The sequence below is a fragment of the Streptomyces sparsus genome (genome assembly GCF_054776295.1).
Genome location: NZ_BAAHCA010001428.1, coordinates 1 through 856, shown reverse-complemented (window position 1 = coordinate 856; position 856 = coordinate 1). Strand labels below are relative to the sequence as shown.

Annotated in this window: 1 protein-coding gene; it reads right to left on the bottom strand. The window is 75.9% G+C overall.

The annotated features are described in order from the left end of the window. Positions 1-110: 110 nt before the first annotated feature. On the bottom strand, positions 111-856 hold a 746-nt coding region (locus ACYVE9_RS28860), incomplete at its 5' end, for an acyl-CoA dehydrogenase family protein (RefSeq protein ID WP_461030831.1).

Below are 856 nucleotides of genomic sequence, written 5' to 3'. Positions count from 1 at the left end.
GGCCCGGTCGGCGTCCGGCCCGGCGAAGTCGGCGGCGTCGGCGAGGGGCTCGCGGCCGACGCCGGCGGAGGGCTCGGAGCCGGCAAGGGGCTCGGGGCGGGCGGGGTCGGTCATCGGTACAGCTCCTTCGCGATGATCGAACGCTGCACCTCGGTCGCGCCCTCGTAGATGCGCGGGGCGCGGACCTCCCGGTAGAGGTGTTCCAGGAGGTGGCCGCGTTGCAGGGCGGCGGCGCCGTGGATCTGCACGGCGTGGTCGACGACGTACTGGGCGGTCTCGGTGGCCTGGAGTTTGGCCATCGCCGCGCGCAGCACGACGTCCCCGTCCCCCCGGTCGTAACCGGCCGCGGCGGCGTAGACGAGCAGCCGGGCGGCCTCGACACGGGTGGCCATCTCGGCGAGCCGGTGGGAGACGGCCTGGAGGTCACGCAGCACTCCGCCGAAGGCCGGGCGCTGCGCGGCGTGGGCGAGGGCGGCGTCCAGCGCGGCCTGGGCCATGCCCACCGCGAAGGCGCCCACGCTGGGCCGGAAGAGGTTGAGGGTCCGCATGGCGACGGTGAAGCCGGCGTCCGGGGCGCCCACCAGGTCGTCGGCGGTGACGTGCACGCCGTCGAACTCCAGGGTGCCCAGCGGGTGCGGGGAGAGCATGTCCAGGGCCGTGCCGGACAGCCCGGCACGGTCGGCGGGGACGACGAAGGCGGTGATGCCGCGCGCTCCGGCGTCCGCGGTGGTGCGGGCGAAGACGGTGTAGAAGTCGGCCTCCGGGGCGTTGGAGATCCAGGTCTTGGTGCCGGTGAGGCGCCAGCCGTCACCGTCGGGGCTGGCCCGGAGGGCGAGCGCCGCGGCGTCCGAGCCGG